At 60.0% G+C, this 15,413-nt stretch carries 13 protein-coding genes and 1 tRNA gene; 4 read left to right on the top strand and 10 right to left on the bottom strand.

Features of this window, described 5'->3' with window-relative positions; genetic code table 11:
• Window positions 1–89 precede the first annotated feature (89 nt).
• The 6 genes from QP752_RS06095 to QP752_RS06120 form a co-directional block, all read right to left on the bottom strand.
• Window positions 90–163 (bottom strand) — tRNA-Arg (locus tag QP752_RS06095).
• An 85-nt stretch (window positions 164–248) separates the two neighbouring features.
• Window positions 249–1,826 carry an alpha/beta fold hydrolase gene (locus tag QP752_RS06100; protein WP_070479492.1) on the bottom strand — a complete coding sequence of 526 codons (1,578 nt, stop codon included), beginning with the start codon at window positions 1,824–1,826 and terminating at the stop codon, window positions 249–251.
• A gap of 78 nt (window positions 1,827–1,904) precedes the next feature.
• On the bottom strand, window positions 1,905–2,549 hold the full coding sequence (locus tag QP752_RS06105) for an LUD domain-containing protein (RefSeq protein WP_070479493.1): 645 nt from the start codon (window positions 2,547–2,549) through the stop codon (window positions 1,905–1,907).
• Between the two features lie 2 nt (window positions 2,550–2,551).
• The gene (locus tag QP752_RS06110) at window positions 2,552–4,081 is read right to left on the bottom strand and encodes a LutB/LldF family L-lactate oxidation iron-sulfur protein (protein WP_070479495.1); all 1,530 of its coding nucleotides are present in this window, start codon (window positions 4,079–4,081) and stop codon (window positions 2,552–2,554) included.
• Entirely contained in the window at window positions 4,078–4,863 is a 786-nt protein-coding gene (locus QP752_RS06115; RefSeq protein WP_070479497.1) for a (Fe-S)-binding protein, read from the bottom strand. The genes QP752_RS06110 and QP752_RS06115 overlap by 4 nt, the downstream gene beginning before the upstream one ends.
• Window positions 4,864–4,911: 48 nt before the next feature.
• Window positions 4,912–6,588 carry an L-lactate permease gene (locus tag QP752_RS06120; RefSeq protein WP_070479499.1) on the bottom strand — a complete coding sequence of 559 codons (1,677 nt, stop codon included), beginning with the start codon at window positions 6,586–6,588 and terminating at the stop codon, window positions 4,912–4,914.
• A 233-nt stretch (window positions 6,589–6,821) separates the two neighbouring features.
• Between QP752_RS06120 and argS the strand changes: the two genes are divergently transcribed.
• From argS to thrB, 4 genes are all read left to right on the top strand, one after another.
• On the top strand, window positions 6,822–8,474 hold the full coding sequence (gene argS, locus QP752_RS06125) for an arginine--tRNA ligase (protein WP_070479500.1): 1,653 nt from the start codon (window positions 6,822–6,824) through the stop codon (window positions 8,472–8,474).
• A 10-nt stretch (window positions 8,475–8,484) separates the two neighbouring features.
• On the top strand, window positions 8,485–9,819 hold the full coding sequence (lysA, locus tag QP752_RS06130; RefSeq protein ID WP_284804917.1) for a diaminopimelate decarboxylase: 1,335 nt from the start codon (window positions 8,485–8,487) through the stop codon (window positions 9,817–9,819).
• A gap of 84 nt (window positions 9,820–9,903) precedes the next feature.
• A complete protein-coding gene (locus tag QP752_RS06135; RefSeq protein ID WP_070362639.1) occupies window positions 9,904–11,256 on the top strand; it encodes a homoserine dehydrogenase in 1,353 nt (450 codons plus the stop codon).
• Between the two features lie 30 nt (window positions 11,257–11,286).
• Window positions 11,287–12,216 (top strand): homoserine kinase, encoded by a 930-nt coding sequence (thrB, locus tag QP752_RS06140; RefSeq protein WP_070362638.1) that lies wholly within the window; start codon window positions 11,287–11,289, stop codon window positions 12,214–12,216.
• Window positions 12,217–12,229: 13 nt separating this feature from the next.
• On the opposite strand, the gene QP752_RS06145 is transcribed toward thrB, so the two are convergent.
• Genes QP752_RS06145 through QP752_RS06160 form a run of 4 tightly spaced genes read right to left on the bottom strand, consistent with a single transcriptional unit; the run spans window position 12,230 to window position 15,387 of the window.
• Window positions 12,230–13,258, bottom strand: a complete 1,029-nt coding sequence (locus QP752_RS06145) for a ThiF family adenylyltransferase (RefSeq protein WP_070479504.1) — start codon at window positions 13,256–13,258, stop codon at window positions 12,230–12,232.
• Complete coding sequence (locus tag QP752_RS06150; protein WP_070479506.1) at window positions 13,245–13,736, bottom strand: molybdenum cofactor biosynthesis protein MoaE; 492 nt, start codon at window positions 13,734–13,736, stop codon at window positions 13,245–13,247. Before QP752_RS06150 ends, QP752_RS06145 begins: the two co-directional genes overlap by 14 nt.
• Window positions 13,726–14,208: a MogA/MoaB family molybdenum cofactor biosynthesis protein gene (locus QP752_RS06155; protein ID WP_070479507.1), complete on the bottom strand. Its 483-nt coding sequence runs from the start codon at window positions 14,206–14,208 to the stop codon at window positions 13,726–13,728. The genes QP752_RS06150 and QP752_RS06155 overlap by 11 nt, the downstream gene beginning before the upstream one ends.
• A 9-nt stretch (window positions 14,209–14,217) precedes the next feature.
• Complete coding sequence (locus QP752_RS06160) at window positions 14,218–15,387, bottom strand: molybdopterin molybdotransferase MoeA (RefSeq protein WP_070479509.1); 1,170 nt, start codon at window positions 15,385–15,387, stop codon at window positions 14,218–14,220.
• Window positions 15,388–15,413: the final 26 nt, after the last annotated feature.

Below are 15,413 nucleotides of genomic sequence, written 5' to 3' on the forward strand. Positions count from 1 at the left end.
CAGTGTGCACAACCTCCTGACACCCAGTGTGCACAACCTGATGACACTCAACGTGCACGAGGTGCTGACACTTTACAGTTGAAAAATTGTGTCCCCGACAGGATTCGAACCTGCGACCTTCGGTACCGGAAACCGATGCTCTCATCCGCTGAGCTACGGAGACTCACTGCTTATTCACAAGCAATGACGCAATCTTAGCACCAGATATGCTGGGCACATAACTGGCCTAAGACTGCGGAAAGTAGCTGCTATTGGGCCTCCCAGTAGCCTGGTGCATCAGTGCGATCGGCCTTGCCGGTGCGCAGGTAGTTGATGACGGTGGCGTCGACAACTTTATTGCCGGTGCCGAAGTGCGCGTGGCCCGGGCCGTGAATCGTGACTACCTGGGTTCCCATTCTGCGGGCGAGTTGTCCGTGGCCTGAGTACGGCGTCTGGGGGTCACGGGTCGCGGACAGCTGCAATGGGCGAGTCTTTAATGCCGCCCCGTTGAGTGGCGCGATTCCGGTGACTGCGCCGGCGCCGTTGCAGTACCACCCTGAGCCGCGTGAAGCGTTGAAGAACGTAAACGGGTCTCCCGTGAGCTGTGACCATGCAAATGAGGGGAGCAGCGTTGGGTCGCCGGGGACAACGTTCTCATTGCACCACTGGGCAGCCTGCAGCTGCTCGACCGCCATCATCTGATCCACCGCCTGCTGAATCTCTTCCTTGGACGGCTGCTTCGATTCTTCAGCGGTCAGGGTGCCGTTTGTGGACCGTGCCAGGTAGTCCCACATCTTTGGGGTTGGAAGCATAGCGCGGGTCTCCTGCAGGAGCGGCGACTTAGCTTGTACAGCACCAGGGTTCAGCATGCGGCTGATGACGCCTTCACCTTCGACACGGGTTTTCCCGACTGCTGTCATGGCGTCCGCGCCAGCCTGTCCGGCGAACTCCAGGCCCGCTGGCAGATCGCCAACGCGTGCAGGCGGGGGAGTGACGGTGGGATTAGTTCCCGCTTGCGCGCTTACCTTGCGCGACCAGTACTGGTACGCCTTCAGGGGAGTGTTGCCCATGTGATACTTGGCGTCGTTGAGTGCTACCCACGCGAAGTATTCGTTGAGCGCCTTCTCGTACGCTGCTTGTTGGTCGGCGGCAATGCCGTTCCAGGAACGGGTTGGATCCATTGCGGAGTCAAGCACAACCTTGTCGGTGTGCTGGGGGAATAGCGTCGCGTATACGGAACCAAGGTACGTGCCGTAGGAGACACCGAGGATGGAAATCTGCTGGTAGCCCAGCGCGCGTCGAACTTCCTCCCAATCGCGCGCGGTGTTCTCCGTGGTGATGGTTTCGGGGTAGCCAGGCTTGTCGCCTTGGCAGGCCGAACGGTTGAAACCTCCTGCGTTGAAGAGACTGTCAGCAGTGAGCTTGGCTATCTGGCCAGGATCGTTCACATCGGGAATTGCGCACTCAAGTGCAGTCGAGCCGGGCAGGCCACGGGGTTGCACACCGATGATGTCCCACTCGTTGTTGAGTTCTTTCGGGAAATCAAGAATGTTGCCGGCTGCGTAAGCGTAGGCGTCGCCACCTGGGCCACCGGGGTTGGTAAACAGTGCGCCTCGGCGCGCTTGGGTTTTCGCTGGGACTCGTACGAATCCAATTTGAATCTTTTTGCCGTTCGGCTGGTTGTAGCGCATGGGGACGTCGATGTGTCCGCACTGCGCTGTTGAATCTTTGACTTCTTTCGGGCATTTGGTCCACTGCACAGCCGGTGCTGGCTGCGCAGTAGCAGGCGTTACGACGGCCATGCCAAGCAGTCCGAGCGCCGCAATTACTGAAGCTGTGGTGCGCATTGCATTCCTTCCGTTGGGGTGCGAAAAGACAAATCCCTACCGATGCGCTGATCGGTAGGGAATGTCGACGGTGTGTTTCTACTTCACAACCATCACGATCAGGTCGCGGGGCCCGTGGACGCCCTCGACACGAACAAGCTCGATATCTGAGGTCGCTGAACCACCAGAAATCATGGTAGCGGGTTTTTCCGGATCGATGCGAGCGATCATTTCCGGCACGCCGTAGACCACTGACTCTGGACGGACGATGACCACATGGCGATCGGGGACCAGTGACAGTGCACGGCGGCCGCACAGCTCGCCAGCTTCGAGCACGATCGAACCGGTCTGTGCTGAAGTGACGTGGGAATCCGTTACTGCGGCACCGATAGTGCCGAGCTCACGCGGATCGCTCGATGGGTCGTCTGGGCGGGCGCTGCCAGCAAACTCTTCGAACAGCGCGGTGTCGAGACCCGGGGCGTAAACAATCTCGGTTGCCTCGCGCTTCGCCAGAATATCGGCGATGTCTGCGGCAAGGGTCTCCTCCGTTGTCTCTACAACTGTGGCCTTGTAGTCCAGGAGACGATCGATGAGAATCTCGCGCAGCTGCTCGGGAGTGTGGTCGCTGGTGGTGCGGTACTCGCGCACAGGTTCGACGTGCTCTGGGGTATGGGAGAGCTTCTGTGCAGTGCGGATGCGGTCAAGAATCTCGCGCTTCGCGCTTTCATTTCGGGTGCTTGACATTGTTAGCCATCCTTCCTGACATTAGCTGGGATGCCTTCGCGACGGGCCTCAGCGAGGAGGTCCTTCGCCTCGTCCGTATTCCACCACTGGCGGAACGACTTCTTCGGCGGAACTGCTACGTCGCGGTAGTCGGTCCAGCCAGCAACGAAACCGGGCATCGAGGAAATCTCGCCCTTGAAACCGCCAAGTACGCGACCCAGCGCTACAACGTGCATTGCGGCGTTCCACAGTGCAGGCTTGCCCCACAGCAGGGAAATAGCGCCGAAGGCCGTGGATTCCAGGAAAGGCTTGTGCTCCTTTACCTTTTGGTGGCGAAGCTCAAGCAGGATGTCTGTGATCGGGATCTTCACTGGGCACACTTCGTTGCAGCGCCCACACAGGGAAGATGCGAACGGTAGCGACGCGTTCGGGTCCTCGGCGGACTCCATGCCGGTCAGCTGCGGCGTGATAATCGCGCCGATTGGGCCAGGGTACGTCGAGCCGTAGGAGTGGCCACCAGCGCGCTCGTAGACCGGGCACACGTTGAGACATGCGGAGCAGCGAATGCACTTCAGCGCCTCGCGGCCGATCTCATTCGACATCGCGTGGGTACGACCGTTGTCCAGGAGCACGATGTGGAAGTTCTGCGGGCCGTCGCCCTCAGTAACACCGGACCACAGCGAGGTGTACGGGTTCATGCGCTCACCGGTGGAGGAGCGTGGCAGCAACTGCAGGAAGACACCGAGGTCCTCGAACGATGGCAGGAGCTTTTCGATGCCCATCACTGAGATCAGTGTTTCCGGCAAGGTCAAGCACATGCGGCCATTGCCCTCGGACTCGACGATGGATACGGTACCGGTTTCCGCGATGCCGAAGTTGGCACCCGAGATCGCGACCTTCGCCTTCATGAACTGTTCGCGTAGGAAGGTTCGGGAGGCTTCGGCGAGCTCTGCCGGGTTGTTCGTCAGTGAGTCGTCGGTGTTTGGCATCTTATCCACGAAGATGTTTCGGATTTCTTCGCGGTTGCGGTGGATTGCGGGCACGAGAATGTGCGACGGGAAGTCCTCACCAAGCTGCACGATGAGCTCCGCAAGGTCAGTTTCCTGTGCGTGGATGCCGCGCTTCTCCAGCTCTTCGTTGAGCGCGATCTCCTGCGTTGCCATCGACTTGATCTTGACAACCTCAGTCTCGCCTGTCTCCTCAATGAGCGAAGCGATGATGTCGTTGGCTTCCTTGGCGTCGCGCGCCCAGTGGACGTGGCCGCCACGCGCGGTGACGTTGCGCTCGAACTCCTCGAGCAGCTCAGGCATGCGAGCCGCAACATCCTGCTTGATGGTGGAGCCAGCGGTGCGAAGCTCCTGCCAGTCGTCGAGCTCGTCGACAACGTTTTGACGCTTTACACGAATAGCAGTGGTTGCGTAGTTGAGGTTACGACGCTTCGTAACGTTATCGAGTTCGTGGTGCGCAGCCTGTCCGAAGCGCTCCGAGCCACGCAGGTGGTTCGGTCCTTGCGCCACTGGGGGCATCGTTGGCTTGCCGAGTGCAACTTTCACAGCATTTTCTCCTTCGAATACGCAGCGGTCGTAGGCGTCCACGGGTGTTCCTTCGTGGATGCGAGAATCTCTGCAATATGCAGCGCGCGGATGCCGTTGTGCTGGCGGCTCATCGCGCCAGCGATGTTCATCAAGCACGAGGAGTCACCGGCAGTGACAAACTCCGCCTTTGACTCCTTGATGTGGCGCACCTTGTCGGAAACCATCGCCGCGGAAACCTCGGGCAGTTTCACCGAGAAGGTGCCGCCGAATCCGCAGCACTCTTCGACGTTCGGCAGGTCCACGAGCTCGATGCCTTCGACGGCTTCAAGCAACTTGTAAGGGCGGTCGCCGACCTTCAGGAAGCGGCGAGAGTGACAAGACTCGTGGTAAGTCACCCTGTGTGGGAAGAACGCGCCGAGGTTGGTCACGCCAGCGACGTCCACGATGAACTCGGTGAGCTCGTAGGTTTTATTCGCTGCTTGCGTAGCGCCGTCGACAAGTGCTTTGTTGCCGTATCGTTCGGCGAGGCGCACGTGCTGTTCGCGAACTGCACCAGCGCACGAGCCGGAAGGGGCCACAACATAGTCGATGGAAGGGTCGGCAAACGCATCGGCATATGTCTGAATGATTGGCACAGCTTGTTCCTGGTAGCCCGTGTTGACGTGCATCTGGCCGCAGCAGGTTTGTCCCTCAGGGAAGACTACGTCGTAGCCCAGACGAGATAGGACAAGTGCTGAGGCCTTGTGGGCGTCAGGAAACAGGGCGTCACCGATACAAGTAGAAAACAGTGCTACTCGCAATGTGGACTCCTTTGATGGTCGTGAACGATACAGATAATGGTAATACGTCTACGGTACAACAGTTGGAGCTAGAAAACTCAGTAGGTTGGTTTGTAGGAAGACAATCAGGCACACCGCAACCAAGAAGACCACGGAAAAGCCTGCAACTTTCTTAAAGAGTTCGGACTCTTTGCCCTCCAAATTCACAGCTGTCGCGGCAATAGCGAGGGATTGCGGCGAAATCATCTTTCCGACGACACCGCCGGTCGTATTTGCCGCCAACATCAGGTCCGGGTTGAGGCCCAACTTATTTGCAGCGGTGACTTGGAGGTTAGCGAACAGCGCGTTGGCGGAGGTGTCGGAGCCTGTTACTGCCACGCCGACCCAACCAAGCACTGGGGCAGCGAATGCGAATACGCCGCCCATGTTGGCGAAAAATTCGCCGATAGAAACGGTCTGGCCCGAGTAGTTCATGACGTAGGCCAACGCGAGCACCAACATGATAGTGGTGGATGACCAACGCATGCGCCAGAAAGTATCGACGAACTCACGTCCCACCTGTGCCCAGTTGAGCTGGTAGAGACCGTTGCCGTCAAAGATCATGTAGGCGATAGCGACGATGAGGCCAGAAATGACCAGGAGCGTGCCGGGGTTGTTGATGTAGGCGAAGGTGTAGTCGGTGTTGATTGGCTCACCCAGCTGGTTGAAGAGCAGTCCGCGCTCGATAACAGGCCATGTCAGGCTGATCTTGAACGAGCTCAGCCACTGCGGGATGGTTGTGCCCAGGTTCGCTAGACCGAAGACGACAACCACGACTGCGTACGGCATCAGCGCCATCCACACGCGGGTGCCAGGCAGTTCAGTATTGTCCTCGTACTCAGGCAAGCCGAGGCGTTCGCGGAGAGCGGCGGTAGTCGAAGGCTTCCAGAAGTGAAGCGCCACGAAGGCAGCCCCAAGGGCAACGATGCAGGCTACGACATCCGTGAGCTGGTAGGCGAAGTGGTTCGATGTCCACCACTGGGCAATGCCGAAGCTCAGTCCGATCGCCACCGCGATAGGCGCGGTTTCTTTGATGCCTCGCCAGCCGTCGATAATTGCTGCGATGATGAAAGGAACAAAGAATGCGAGCAGAGGGGTCTGGTGGCCAACGATCGCGGCGATGTTCTGCGTTTGCTCGAGGGTGCGGCCACCGACCTCGCCCGCGGTGGTAATGGGGATGGCGACGGCGCCGAATGCCACAGGCGCTGTATTTGCAATCAGGACTACCGTTGCGGCTTTCAAAGGTGGGATGCCGAGCGCCAGGATCATCGTCGCGGTAATCGCGACGGGTGCGCCGAATCCAGCGAGGGCCTCGAGTAGGCCACCGAAGCAGAATGCAATGAGCATTGCTTGGATGCGGACGTCGCCGCTGCCCATCTTGTCAAAGACCAGGCGAAGATCCTCAAAGCGACGCGATGCAACCGTAATTTGGTAAAACCAAATCGCGGTCAAGATCACCCACACGATTGGGAAGAGTCCGAATAATCCGCCGCGTAGTGCAGTCGCAAGTGCCATCTCGGTTGGCATGTTGAACCCGAGTATCGCGACTGCGATAGCTGCGACCAGCGCTACTGCGCCGGACGTGTGCGCACGAGCTTTGACCGCGAGCAGCATGAAGAAAAACGTCAGAAGGGGAATCGTGGAAACGAGCGCAGAAAGCCCGAGGCTTCCCCCTACTGCGTCGGTAATAATTTGAAACTTGTCCACTGAGACACTCCTTGGAGTCAGAGGGCTACACAAAATACCTCCCCAAAGTACTGTGGTGACATCTGCAATGAGAAAACCAAAAAGTATGCTAGGTCACACAAATGGATGAGGTCTGTAGAAGTTCAAGCTAGTAGCGTTTTCAGTACCTATGGTGGGGGTAGTCAAATGGGGGTCGCGCGGCATTTATGGGGGAATAGGGAGAATGTCCGGCACGTGAATTAGACTGTTTGCCCATGACTCCAGCTGATCTCGCTACAACAGTTCATGAAGCGACCGTCAAGGTGCTTTCCGACCACAATCTCGACGCATCCGTCGTGCCCGATGCAGTGACCGTCGAGCGCCCGCGCAACCCTGAGCACGGCGATTACGCTACGAATATCGCACTGCAGGTGGCGAAGAAAGCCGGTACGAACCCGCGCGAGCTTGCACAGTGGCTTGCCGACGCCCTCCTGGAAAACCCCGCAATCGCAGAAGCTGACGTCGCAGGCCCAGGGTTCTTGAACCTGCGCCTCGCCACGGACGCGCAGGGACAGCTGGTTGCGGACATCTTGGCGGCAGGCGAGACCTTCGGCAATTCATCTCTTCTTGACGGCCAGCGCATCAACCTCGAATTCGTCTCGGCGAACCCAACCGGCCCGATCCACCTTGGCGGGACCCGCTGGGCAGCTGTGGGCGACTCGCTTGGCCGCGTGCTAGAGGCGAGCGGTGCCGAGGTGACCCGCGAGTACTACTTCAACGATCACGGTGGCCAAATTGACCGCTTCGCACGTTCACTAGTAGCAGCGGCAAAGGGAGAGCCGACTCCAGAGGACGGCTACGGCGGCTCCTACATCAATGACATTGCCGCCGACATTGTGGCGAAGCAACCGAATGCGCTTGATGGCAGCCCCGAAGACGTGCAGGAAACGTTCCGTGCCGCAGGCGTGGAAATGATGTTCGCTCAGATCAAGGAGTCCTTACACGAGTTCGGCGTGGACTTCGACGTGTTCTTCCACGAAAATTCGCTGTTTGAGAGTGGGGCCGTCGATAAGGCGATTGCAACGCTCAAAGACAACGGCAACCTGTACGAAAACGAGGGCGCCTGGTGGTTGCGCTCTTCCCATTTTGGCGACGACAAGGACCGTGTCGTGCTGAAGTCCGATGGCGACGCCGCCTACATCGCAGGCGACATCGCGTACGTGGCAGACAAGTTTGACCGCGGTCACACACTGGCGATCTACATGCTTGGCGCGGACCACCACGGCTACATTGCGCGCCTCCGCGCCGCAGCGCAGGCTCTTGGCTATGACCCTGAGGCTGTCGAGGTGCTCATTGGTCAGATGGTCAACCTTGTGCGTGATGGCCAGCCAGTCAAGATGTCGAAGCGCGCCGGGACGATCATTACTCTCAACGATCTCGTGGACGCTATCGGCGTTGACGGGGCTCGCTACTCGCTCGTGCGCTCCTCTGTGGATTCCACGTTGGACATTGACCTTGACCTGTGGACTAAGCAGTCCTCCGACAATCCCGTGTACTACGTGCAGTACGGTCACGCGCGTCTGTGCTCCATCGCTCGCAAGGCGAAGGAAGCTGGCGTCACTACCGACGGCGCGGACGTTGCGTTGCTCGAGCATGAAAAGGAGGGCGACCTCATTCGTACCCTGGGTGAGTTCCCAGAGGTAGTGAGCACCGCCGCGCAGCTGCGCGAACCGCACCGAATCGCGCGCTACGCGGAGGAACTAGCTAGCTCCTTCCACAAGTTTTACGACGCCTGCCAGATCCTGCCGAAGCCTGGCGAAGAAGTTGAGCCGTTGCATACCGCGCGCTTTGCACTGGCGATGGCAGCGCGCCAGGTACTTGCAAACGCACTCGGCATGATCGGCGTGAGCGCGCCGGAACGGATGTAGGAGGAAGTACATGACCGCAGCGTTTGATGCGCTTCCCGCGCACGTATGGCCACGCAACACCAGACGAGAAGAAGACGGGGTCGTGACTATCGCTGGCGTGCCCCTTCCAGAGATTGCCGAAGAGTACGGTACGCCCGTCATGGTGGTGGATGAGGACGACTTCCGCTCGCGGTGTCGCGATATGGCAAAGGCGTTCGGTGACCCAGCACATGTGCACTACGCGTCGAAGGCGTTCTTGACCACGCACATTGCCCGCTGGGTTGACGAGGAAGGCCTCGCGCTTGATGTTGCGAGCGAAAATGAGCTTCGCATTGCGCTTGCTGCAAACTTTCCGCCAGAGCGGATTACGGTGCACGGGAATAACAAGTCACGCAGCTTTCTGCAGCTGTGCATCGATTCCGGGGTAGCGCACGTCGTCCTTGATTCTCACCAGGAGCTTCGAGAGCTCAATGAGCTTGCCGGGGAAATGGGGACCACCCAAGAGGTCTTTATCCGCGTGAAGCCAGGCGTAGACGCGCACACACACGAATTCATCGCGACGAGCCACGAGGACCAAAAGTTTGGTATTTCCTTGGCGTCTGGCTCTGCCTATCAGGCGGCGTGTGCCGCGATCGATGCGGAGCATCTGCGCCTGACCGGCCTGCACTGCCACGTAGGCTCCCAGGTCTTTGATGCAGACGGGTTCAAGCTCGCCGCGGAACGTGTGCTTGCGCTGTATGCGCAGATTTGGACCGAGCGCGGCGTTGCGCTTGAGTACTTGGACCTTGGCGGCGGATATGGCATCGCGCAGCTTGAGGAAGAAGCGCCATTGGACGTTGCTGCGGTTGCGAAAGATCTGTTGGCTGCCGTCGACGAGGTTGCCGGTGAACTCGGCATCTCGTCGCCGACCGTGGTTGTCGAGCCTGGCCGTGCGATCGCCGGGCCATCTGCCATTACGCTATACAGCGCGGGCGTGGTCAAAGACGTCGAGATTTCGTACACCAAGACGCGTCGCTACATTTCCGTTGACGGTGGCATGAGCGACAACATTCGTCCAGCGCTTTACGACGCCGTCTACGAGGGCCGGGTGGTCAACAGGTTTACAGGCGGCCAGCCGGTGGCAACTCGTGTGGTGGGTTCCCACTGTGAGTCCGGCGATATTCTCATCGAGGATGCTCAGTGGCCGGACGACATTGTCAGCGGCGACCTGATCGCGATGCCTGCGACAGGAGCGTATTGCTACCCGATGAGCTCGAATTACAACTCATTTGGGCGCCCTGCCGTGGTCGCGGTCCGGGCTGGAAAGATCAAGCCGATGGTGCGGCGAGAAACTGTTGAAGACATTCTCTCGCGTGAATATAAATAAGAATGTATTCTGTGCGAAATAGACAAAGCGGTACACTGCGCCGTAGCTGAACGTACCAGTATCGAAGTAGGAGAGAATCTAGAGATGTCGGTCGAATCTGCAGAGAGCCGTAACGGTAATTACCCAGGTAAGGGAATTGGTCAGCCGGTCGGTGTCGCTATTTTGGGGAAAGGCACTGTGGGCAGTGAGGTGCTTCGCCTCATTCGGGAGTTTTCTGACAATCTTGAGCAGCGTATCGGTGGCCCACTTGAGGTGCGCGGTGTTGCGGTCTCCAACGTGGAAAAGCACAAGGATGCGCCTGAGGTGCAAGGCATTGAGCTGACTGATGACGCTCGCTCGCTGATCACTCGCGATGACGTTGATGTTGTAGTCGAGGTCATCGGCGGCATCGACTACCCGCGTGAACTGGTGTTGTCTGCTCTGAAGGCAGGTAAGTCCGTTGTTACGGCAAACAAGGCGCTGGTTGCAGCGCACGGTTCCGAGCTTGCCGACGCCGCGAATGAAGTAGGCGTCGATCTCTATTATGAGGCAGCGGTTGCTGCGGCGATTCCAGTTGTTGGTATGTTGCGTCGTTCGTTGGCCGGTGACCAGGTTCAGCGCATTTCCGGCATTGTGAACGGTACGACTAACTTCATCTTGGACGCGATGGCTTCGACTGGAGCGACCTACGAGGAAGCACTCGCTGAGGCGACCCGTTTGGGGTACGCAGAGGCTGATCCGACCGCCGACGTTGAGGGGCACGACGCGGCTTCCAAGGCAGCGATCCTTGCCTCGATGGGCTTCCACACACGAGTCACGTTCGACGATGTGTCCTGCGAGGGCATCACGAAGATTACTGCTGAGGATATTGCTGCGGCGAAGCAGTCGAACCAGACGATTAAGCTGCTGGCGATCTGTGAGCGCCTCTACGACGAAAACGGTAAGACCACTGCTGTTAATGCTCGCGTTCACCCGACGCTCATCCCGAACGAGCACCCGCTGGCGAGCGTTGATAAGTCGTACAACGCCATCTTCGTCGAAGCTGAGGCTGCTGGCCGCCTGATGTTCTACGGCAACGGTGCTGGTGGCGCTCCTACCGCGTCTGCAGTGCTGGGCGACCTGGTCGGTGCAGCCCGCAACAAGGTGCACGGCGGTCGTGCACCAGCGGAGAACCCGTACGCGAACTACCCAGTGGTCGGCTTCGACGAGGTGGCGACTCGCTACCACGTGAACATGACCGTCAACGACCGCGTTGGTGTGCTGGCGGAGCTGACCCGAAAGTTTGCGGAGGCAAACGTGTCGCTCTCCGCAGTGCGCCAGGAGGAGTCCGGCGATGAGGCACACCTGATCGTGGTGACGCACAAGGCGCTGGAGAAGGACCTACGTGACATCGTGGAGCGCCTCTCGCAGCACCCGGATGTGCAGCAAATCAACTCGGTGATCCGCCTAGACGCCTAAGCTGAGATACCTACAGACAAGGAGCACATCATGGCGACAGACATTGAAGTAGGCCTAAAGGCGACTGTGACGGTGCCGGGTTCGTCGGCGAACTTAGGACCGGGCTTCGATACGTTGGGGCTCGCTCTCTCCATTTACGACACTGTCGAGGTTGAGGTCATCGAGTCCGGGCTTGAGGTGGAAATCTTCGGCGAAGGCGCCGAGGACCTGCCGCGCGACGGCTCTCACCTCGTAGTCAAAGCGATTCGTTCTGGCCTCAAGGCTGCTGATGTTTCTGTACCAGGCCTTCGCGTGGTGTGCACGAACAACATCCCGCAGTCTCGTGGGCTTGGTTCGTCGGCCTCTGCGGCTGTCGCAGGCGTTGTGGCGGCAAACACACTGGCTGGTAACCCGCTTTCCACAGAGGAAGTTGTGCAGCTTTCCTCGGCGTTCGAGGGGCATCCTGATAATGCTGCCGCATCTGTGCTCGGCGGGGCGGTTGTCTCCTGGACCGAGATTCCTGTCGATGGTGTATCGCATCCGGTCTACCGGGCTGTCGGGGTCCCCGTGGATCCCTCGATTCGTGCGGTGGCGCTGGTGCCGAACTTCCACGCCTCGACCAACGCGGTGCGGCAGGTGTTGCCGAGCCACGTCACGCACACGGATGCGCGTTTCAACGTGTCGCGTACCGCGGTGATGACGGTTGCCATCCAGTCCCACCCCGAGCTGCTCTGGGAGGGCACCCGCGACCGCCTGCACCAGCCGTACCGTGCTGACGTGCTGCCGGTCACCGCTGAGTGGGTCAACCGCTTGCGTAACCGTGGCTACGCAGCCTTCGTCTCTGGCGCGGGCCCGACCGCCCTGGTTCTGACCACGACGGACGTTGACGAGGAGTTGCTTGACGACGCCCGCGAGGCCGGACTACGCGTCATCGAGCTCGAGGTAGCGGGTCCGGTACGCGGCGAGCTGACCCGCGCTTAATCCGTCCTGGCTGTTACAGGCCTGAAAGGGGGCGGAACTGTTCGACGCCCCCGCGCAGGCTCGCTGTGCCGGTCACGCCGCGCGCATCGAGCGCTGCAACAGCTTGCGCTGAGCGCGCCCCTCGGGCGCACACCACAATGGTGCCGGGCTGCGCTTCTGGCGGTGTGTAGCCATCGATAATGGTGCCGAGCGGCACGTTGATGGCGCCGTCAAGGTGGAAGTCAGCGAACTCTTCGGGCTCGCGGACGTCGAGAATCGTGGCGCCTTCCGGAATGGTGGTGACTTCCGCCGGTCCTTGTGGAGGTGCGCTCGTACGCACGCGCTCAGTGACCTCTGGGTCTGCGGCAAGCGGCATGTACTCCCACATACCTGTGAGTGAGTCGAAGTAGCCAATCTGGCCAATTAGTGGCGAACCGAGTCCGGTGATGAGCTTGATGGTTTCCATTGCCATCGCGGACCCGACAACGCCTACAAGTGGACCGACCACGCCTGCCTGGGAACAAGAGGGCACGCTGCCTGGTGCTGGTGGAGCGGGGAAGAGGTCCTCGTAGATTGGCCCGTGGCCTGCCCAAAACACCGTGAGCTGTGCTTCAAACCCGAGGATTGACCCCCACACGTGCGGCACGCCCAAGCGCGCGGCCGCGTGCGATGCGATGTGGCGAGTCTGGAAGTTGTCAGTGCCGTCGACGATGATGTCAGCGTCACTGAGCAGCTGCAGTGCGTTATCCCACGTGAGGCGGTCGGATACAGTGCGGACGTTGATATCCGGGTTCAACGCCAACATCTGTGCCTTTGCCGACGCCGTCTTTGCGGTACCGATGGCAGCGGTGGTATGGATGACCTGCCGGTGCAGGTTGGACAGATCCACCCGGTCGTCGTCGATGACAGTGATCGTGCCGACGCCAGCACCGGCTAAGTACAGCAAGGTCGGAGCCCCCAAGCCTCCGGCGCCAAGAACAACGACGTGGGCGTCGAAAAGTTGTTGCTGCTTCCTCTCACCGATGAGTGTGGTTTGCCGTAGGTAGCGCTCATCGAGCGTCATCGATACCAACCCACTGCGTTGCGCCGTCCGCCATGGACTGCTCTTTCCATATTGGGACCTGTGATTTCACTCTGTTGGTGACCTCTTCACAGGCGGCGAATGCCTCGGCGCGGTGCGCACTGGCCACGAGGACCAGGAACGCCATCTCGCCGATCGGCACGGAGCCGACTCGGTGGGCGGCCCAGATTCGCACCGGGTGTTGTTGGGCGATGTCTTCGACAATCGCGCGGAGCTCGTCTTGGGCGCTGGGGTGCGATTCGTACGTCAGCGAACGCACTGCCTGCCCGCCGTCATGGTCGCGGACAACGCCCTCAAAGCGGACGAGCGCACCCATGGAGCGCGTCATTGTAGCCGTGGCCGCATCCGCAGCGAACTGCTCAAGCGGCGTTTCGGTAATGCGTGCGTCGATGACGGTATTGACCTGCTCGGCGACGAACTGTGGGTCCGAAGTAGAGGCTGGTTGTGAACTAGTGCTCATGTGATCCTTCTATGAGTGCAGTGATGTGGTCGAGCAGGGGAGCGAGTACGGCACACCCGTCCTTCACCCCGCCGCGTGAACCTGGCAGTGTCATGACAAACGTGCGGCCCGCCACTCCGGCGACAGCACGCGACAGCACTGCCGTCGCGACTTGCTGCTGACCATAGGCCCAGAACGCGTGCACGATACCTGGCAGCTGCCGGTCCAACAGAGGCTCCACAATATCAACCGTTTGGTCATCCGGTGTAATGCCGGTTCCGCCCGAGGTCAGCAGTACCGACGGGGAAGCGCCGAGTGCCTCCTGGACCGCATCCGAAAGGTCGGCATCGGCCACGATGGTGGCGTCTGGGGTGTCGAACCCCGCTTCCCGCAGGAACCTGACCGCGATCGGACCTGACTTGTCCTCGTAGACACCAGCGGCTGCTCGCGTAGAAGCCACGATAACCCGTGCCGTGCGTTGATTGGTATTCATAGGCACAATCTACAGCGGATAGACCATGACTGGTGTACCCGCGGGAACCGTAGCCGCGGCGGGAATGCGGATCAGGCAGGTCGCGGTGGCACCCTGGGTAAGCAGGTGCGAGCTTATACCGTGGTACGGATGCGCAAGGCCCTCTCGAATTTCACCACGCAGGAACTGATCCTTGTCGGCGATTCCAACGACATCTGTATCTATAGCTACGCGTACAGGAGCTGGCGCGCGACCCAACACTGGTGCGACGTAGAGGACGAATGACACGATGGTGGAGATCGGGTTGCCTGGCAGGCTCAGTACAGGCACACCGTGAAACGCAGAGATGCCTTGTGGCCCGCCGGGCTGTTGAGCGACATGTCCGTACCAGCCATCCGTAAACACCTGACGGATGACCTCGAACTTGCCGTGGCTAATCCCACCCGAAGTCACAATCGCATCGGGTTGGTGCTCCTCGATTGCTGCTGCGACCTCTCGCTCGAGTGCCTCAGGATCGTCGTTGGTCAGTAGGCGCGCTACAACCTCGATGCCATGGCGCGCGGCTAGCGCCTCAAGCATCGGACCGTTCGAGTCCGGAATTGTCGCGGGGCCTGTGGCCTGGTCGCTCGGGGAGACCTCAGCGCCACCCGTGATCACTAAGATGCGCGCAGTGCGCTCGACCTCAACGGTCTCGATTCCCTGGCTGATCGCGGCGCCAACAAGCGCCGGTGTCACTCCATCACCGCGATGCGCAATGCAAGCCCCGGGCTGGATATCGCTGCCCGCAAGGCGCATGAACTGACCACGCTTGACCTCAGGGATCTTGACAGGTTCACCAGTTGCCCCGAACGTCGGCGGGGTGCAACGCTCAACTGGGACGACTGCTACCGTGCCACGAGGAAGCTTCGCGCCGGTCATGATCGGCGCCACAACGCCCTGCAGGCCTTCTGGATACAGTTCGTCGGGGTCAGCGCCTGCGGCAATCGTCGGGCCGATCGTCGCCGTGTGCGCTTTCACCTGCGTCAACGCGTACCCGTCCATTTGCGAGTTATCGAAGGTCGGTTGCTCGCGCACGGCAACAACATCGGCCGCGAGCACACGCTGCTGCTTGCCAGCTTCAACGACGCTGATGCGCTCCGAAAGCCGAGGGCCGACGGCCTCGCGCACCGCACTCAGGTGCTCCTCAGTAGTTCGTGTCATGGCGCCTACTCTACGCGCCACCACCA

Source organism: Corynebacterium sp. UMB10321 (assembly GCF_030228725.1).
GTDB lineage: Bacteria > Actinomycetota > Actinomycetes > Mycobacteriales > Mycobacteriaceae > Corynebacterium > Corynebacterium pseudogenitalium.